Source organism: Cellulomonas sp. NPDC057328 (assembly GCF_042667215.1).
Lineage (GTDB): Bacteria > Actinomycetota > Actinomycetes > Actinomycetales > Cellulomonadaceae > Cellulomonas.
In genome coordinates this window covers 1-5,342 of record NZ_JBHUZW010000178.1, presented here as the reverse complement: position 1 = coordinate 5,342, position 5,342 = coordinate 1, and the positions used below count along the sequence as shown (strand labels likewise).

4 protein-coding genes are annotated in these 5,342 nt (G+C 72.8%); all 4 read left to right on the top strand.

The genetic code is table 11. The features are described 5' to 3' along the window. Positions 1-47: 47 nt before the first annotated feature. The 4 genes from ACFUMH_RS18520 to gdhA all read left to right on the top strand — a co-directional run bounded on the left by ACFUMH_RS18520 (position 48) and on the right by gdhA (position 5,222). Positions 48-1,598, top strand: a complete 1,551-nt coding sequence (locus tag ACFUMH_RS18520; RefSeq protein WP_378208986.1) for a sugar ABC transporter ATP-binding protein — start codon at positions 48-50, stop codon at positions 1,596-1,598. Continuing rightward, positions 1,595-2,677, top strand: a complete 1,083-nt coding sequence (locus ACFUMH_RS18515) for an ABC transporter permease (protein ID WP_378208984.1) — start codon at positions 1,595-1,597, stop codon at positions 2,675-2,677. Before ACFUMH_RS18520 ends, ACFUMH_RS18515 begins: the two co-directional genes overlap by 4 nt. Next, positions 2,674-3,732 carry a sugar ABC transporter permease YjfF gene (locus ACFUMH_RS18510; protein WP_378208982.1) on the top strand — a complete coding sequence of 353 codons (1,059 nt, stop codon included), beginning with the start codon at positions 2,674-2,676 and terminating at the stop codon, positions 3,730-3,732. Before ACFUMH_RS18515 ends, ACFUMH_RS18510 begins: the two co-directional genes overlap by 4 nt. A gap of 152 nt (positions 3,733-3,884) precedes the next feature. Continuing rightward, a complete protein-coding gene (gdhA, locus tag ACFUMH_RS18505; RefSeq protein ID WP_378208980.1) occupies positions 3,885-5,222 on the top strand; it encodes an NADP-specific glutamate dehydrogenase in 1,338 nt (445 codons plus the stop codon). Positions 5,223-5,342: the final 120 nt, after the last annotated feature.

Genomic DNA, 5,342 nt, shown 5'->3' with positions numbered 1-5,342 from the left:
GGGCCACCCCGGCCCGTCCGCGCGCCGCAGGGCGAGGAAGGACACCGATGTCCGACACGAACGCGCAGGCGGACGACGCCGCCGTGCGGATGACCGGGATCACCATCACGTTCCCCGGGGTCAAGGCGCTCGACGGCGTCGACCTGGTGCTGCGCCGCGGCGAGGTGCACGCGCTGATGGGCGAGAACGGCGCCGGCAAGTCGACGCTCATCAAGGCGCTCACCGGCGTGTACCGCGTCGACTCCGGCGGGATCGCCGTCGACGGGCGCGAGCTGCGGTTCGACGACCCGAGCCAGGCGCAGGCGGCCGGCATCAGCACCGTCTACCAGGAGGTCAACCTCTGCACGAACCTCACGGTGGCGGAGAACGTCATGCTCGGGCACGAGGTGCGCCGCGGCCCGTTCGTCGACTGGCGCGCCACCCGGCGCGAGGCGCGCCGGTACCTGCAGCGGCTCAACCTCGACATCGACCCGCGCTCGCCGCTCGCGTCGCACAGCATCGCCGTGCAGCAGCTGTGCGCGATCGCCCGGGCGCTCGTCGTCGACGCGAAGGTCCTCGTCCTCGACGAGCCGACGTCGAGCCTCGACAAGGCCGAGGTCGCCGAGCTGTTCCGCGTCGTGCGGACCCTGCGGGACGCGGGGGTCGCGATCCTGTTCGTCTCGCACTTCCTCGAGCAGGTGTACGCGCTGTCCGACCGCATGACGGTGCTGCGCAACGGCCGGTTCGTCGGCGAGTTCCGCACCTCCGAGCTCTCGCGGCGCGAGCTCATCTCGCACATGGTCGGCCGCTCGGGCGAGGCGCTCGCCGGCATCGAGGAGCAGGCGCGCACCGCGGTCACGACGCACTCGTCGCGGGAGACGCCGCTGCTCACCGCCGTCGGGCTCGGCAAGGACGGGTCCGTCGAGGCGTTCGACCTCGACCTCTACCCGGGGGAGATCGTGGGGTTCGCCGGGCTGCTGGGCTCCGGCCGCACCGAGGCGGCCCGGCTGCTGACCGGCGCGGACCGTCCCGACCACGGCGGGCTGCGCCTGCAGGGCACGCCCGTGCGGCTGCCCACGCCGCTCGCGGCGCTGCGGCGCGGGATCGCGCTGTCGACCGAGGACCGCAAGAAGGAGGGCGTCATCGGCGACCTCACGGTGCGCGAGAACATCGCCCTCGCGCTGCAGGCCAGCCGCGGCACCTGGCGACGCGTCCCGCGGCGGGAGCTCGACGAGATCGTCCAGCGCTACATGGTCGCCCTCAACATCAACCCGCCGAACCCGAACGCGCTCATCCGCAACCTCTCCGGCGGCAACCAGCAGAAGGTGCTGCTGGCCCGGTGGCTCGCGACCGCGCCGCGGCTGCTCGTCCTCGACGAGCCGACGCGCGGCATCGACATCGGCGCCAAGACGGAGATCCAGCGGCTCGTCACCGACCTCGCCGCCGACGGCCTGTCCGTCGTCTTCATCTCCTCCGAGCTGGAGGAGGTGCTGCGCCTGAGCCAGCGCGTCGTCGTCATGCGCGACCGGCAGAAGATCGCCGAGGTCACCAACGGCGACGACGTCACGACCGAGACCGTCCTCGAGACCATCGCGAGCAGCGGGGTGCACGCCTCATGACCACGTCCACCGCCCACGCGCCCGGCGGCCGCGCCGGCACCCTCTGGCGGGAGGTCACCCAGCACGGGCTGCTGTGGCCGACCGTCGCGCTCGTCGTGCTGCTGCTCGCGTGCGGCGCGAAGAGCCCCGGCTTCCTCGACGTCACGCTGCGCGACGACCACCTGTACGGGCAGCTCGTCGACCTGCTGCGCAACAGCGCGACGCCGCTGCTGCTGGCGCTCGGCATGTGCCTGGTGATCGCGACCGGCGGCATCGACCTGTCCGTCGGGGCCGTCATGGCGATGTCGCTCGCCGTCTCGCTCACGTACCTCGACGGCGCCGCCGACCCGAGCAGCCCGGTGACCGTGGCGACGGCGCTCGCGCTCGGCCTCGGCCTCGGCGCGGTCGCCGGTGCGTTCAACGGCGTCATGGTCGCGGCCCTCGGCATCCAGCCGTTCATCGCGACGATGATCCTCATGGTCGCCGGCCGCGGCATCGCCATGCTCATCACCGAGGGGCAGATCACCACCGTCACCAGCCCGCCGTTCAAGTCGCTGGGCTCCGGGTACGTGCTCGGCGTGCCGACGCCCGTGGTGGTCGCGGCCGGCGTGTTCCTGCTCGTGGTGCTCGCCGTGCGCCGGACGGCGCTCGGCATGTTCCTCGAGTCCATCGGCATCAACCGCGAGGCCAGCCGGCTGGCGGGCGTCAAGGCGCGGTCGACGACGTGGACGGTCTACGTGATCGCGGGCCTGCTGGCCGGGCTCGCCGGCATCGTCTACGGCGCCCCGACCATGGCCGCCGACGCCAACAACATCGGCCTGCTCAAGGAGCTGGACGCGATCATGGTCGTCGTCCTCGGCGGCACGCGCCTCGACGGCGGGCGCTTCCACCTCGGCGGCCTCGTCGTGGGCGCGCTGCTGCTGTCCGCGCTCGAGCGTGCCGTCATCATCTTCGAGCTCCCGAGCCAGACGACGCCGCTGTTCAAGGCCGTCGTGCTCATCGCGGTCTGCGTGGCCGCGTCCCCGTACCTGCGCGGCCGGCTGCGGACACCACGTCCGGGTGCCCGCGGCGCGTCGCGTCCCGTGGAGGTGGCCGCATGAGCACCGACCAGCTGACCCCGACCACGGCGCGCGGCACCGGCCCGCGCGCATCCGTCGACCGTGTCCGCGGCTACCTCGGCCGCGTCGACCGGCGCTTCCTGCCGGTGCTCGGGACGGTCCTGACGCTGCTGCTCATGCTCGGGATCGGGCAGAGCCGCTACAGCACCGACCGGGCGTCGTTCCTCAGCATGAAGCTGCTGTCGAACCTGCTCGTCGACAACTCGTACCTGCTGGTGCTCGCGGTGGGGATGACGTTCGTCATCCTCTCCGGCGGCATCGACCTGTCGGTCGGGGCCGTCGTGGCGCTCGTGGGCCTGGCGTCCGCGAAGCTGTTCACCGCCGGGCTGCCGCTGCCCGTCGTGCTCGCCGCCGGCGTGCTCATCGGCACGTCGTGCGGCCTGCTCATCGGCGTCATGGTGCAGGTGTTCGACATCCAACCGTTCATCGCGTCGCTCGCCGTGATGTTCCTGGCTCGGGGGCTGGCCAACGTCGTGAGCACCAACTCGCTCGCGATCGACGACGCCGGCTTCTCCGCCCTGGCCTCGTGGAGCCTGCGGTTCGGCGAGGGGCGCGGGCTGTGGCGCATCAACGCGAGCATGCTGATCGCCCTCGCGGTGCTGCTCGTCGCCGTGTACCTGCTGCACTACACGCGGTTCGGGCGGACGGTCTACGGCCTGGGCGCGGGGGACCGGGGCGCCGCCGTCACCCTCATGGGCCTCAAGCCCGCCCGCACCCGCGTGTGGGTGTACGTCATCAGCGGCACCTGCGCGGGGATCGCCGGGATCCTCTTCGCGCTCTACACGAAGTCCGGGTTCAACCTCACCGGCATCGGCATGGAGCTCGACGCGATCGCCGCCGTCGTCATCGGCGGCACCCTGCTGTCGGGCGGGGTCGGGTTCGTCCTCGGCACCGGCGCGGGCGTGCTCGTGTACGGGCTCATCCAGGTGCTCATCGCGCGCGAGGGGCTCGACTCCTGGTGGACGCGCGTGTTCATCGGCGCGGTGCTCCTCGCGTTCGTCATGCTCCAGCGGGTGGTGTCGGTGCGCCGCCGCTGACCCACGACGGGCGGCGCGCGCGGGGCGGGAGCCGTACCCCCGGACGGACGAGCGGCCGGTCCGCACCCCGGGCGGGCTCCTCCCACGCGCTGCCGTCGTGGTGGAATGCCGCGTCGCACCGGAGAGCAGCCGGTGCCGGATGTGGAGGACCCGTGGACCAGTCGTTGGAGCAGGTGTTCGAGCAGGTGCTGCGTCGGAACCCCGGTGAGGCGGAGTTCCACCAGGCGGTCCGCGAGGTGTTCGACACGCTCGGACCGGTGGTGCGCAAGCACCCGCAGTACGTCGAGGCCGCCGTGCTCGAGCGGCTCTGCGAGCCCGAGCGGCAGATCATCTTCCGGGTGCCGTGGGTGGACGACGCCGGGCGCGTGCAGATCAACCGCGGCTTCCGCGTCGAGTACAACTCGGCGCTCGGCCCGTACAAGGGCGGCCTGCGGTTCCACCCGTCGGTCTACCTGGGCATCGTCAAGTTCCTCGGCTTCGAGCAGATCTTCAAGAACGCGCTGACCGGCATGCCGATCGGGGGCGGCAAGGGCGGCTCGGACTTCGACCCGCGCGGCCGCTCCGACGGCGAGGTCATGCGCTTCTGCCAGTCGTTCATGACCGAGCTGTACCGCCACCTCGGCGAGCACACGGACGTGCCCGCGGGGGACATCGGCGTCGGCGGCCGCGAGATCGGGTACCTGTTCGGCCAGTACAAGCGGATCACCAACCGCTACGAGTCCGGTGTGCTCACGGGCAAGGGCGTCGCCTGGGGCGGTTCGCTCGTGCGCACCGAGGCCACCGGCTACGGCACGGTCCTGTTCGCGCAGGAGATGCTCCGCACGAGCGGCCGCGAGCTCGACGGGCTGCGCGTCTCGGTGTCGGGCGGCGGCAACGTCGCGCTGCACGCGATCGAGAAGGCGCAGCAGCTCGGCGCGACCGTCGTGACGTTCTCCGACTCGTCCGGCTACGTCGTCGACGAGGCGGGCGTCGACCTGGCGCTGCTCAAGGACGTCAAGGAGGTCCAGCGCGGCCGCGCGGCGGACTACGTGGCGCGGCGCCCCGGCGCGCGGCTTGTCACCGACGGGCGTGTCTGGGACGTCCCGGTCGACGTCGCGCTCCCGTGCGCGACCCAGAACGAGCTGCTGGCCGACGACGCCAAGGTGCTGCTGACCAACGGCGTGCTCGCGGTCGCCGAGGGCGCCAACATGCCGACCGAGCCGGGTGCCGTCGCCCTCCTGCAGGACGCGGGCGTGCTGTTCGGCCCCGGCAAGGCGGCCAACGCGGGCGGCGTCGCGACGTCCGCGCTGGAGATGCAGCAGAACGCGTCGCGCGACTCGTGGACCTTCGAGTACGCCGAGGAGCGGCTCACCGAGATCATGGTCGCGATCCACGACCGCTGCGCCGCGACGGCCGACGAGTACGGCGCGCCGGGCAACTACGTGCTCGGCGCGAACATCGCCGGGTTCCTGCGCGTCGCTGACGCGATCGTGTCCCTCGGCGTCATCTGAGGGTGCGGTGGCACCGGGCGGCCTCGCCGCGCCGCCCCGGGGCCCCCGCGCCGGGGGTGGGGCGCACGACCCGGGGGGGGGGCGCCCCGGCGGCGGGCGCCGGGGCGCCCCCCGCCCGCC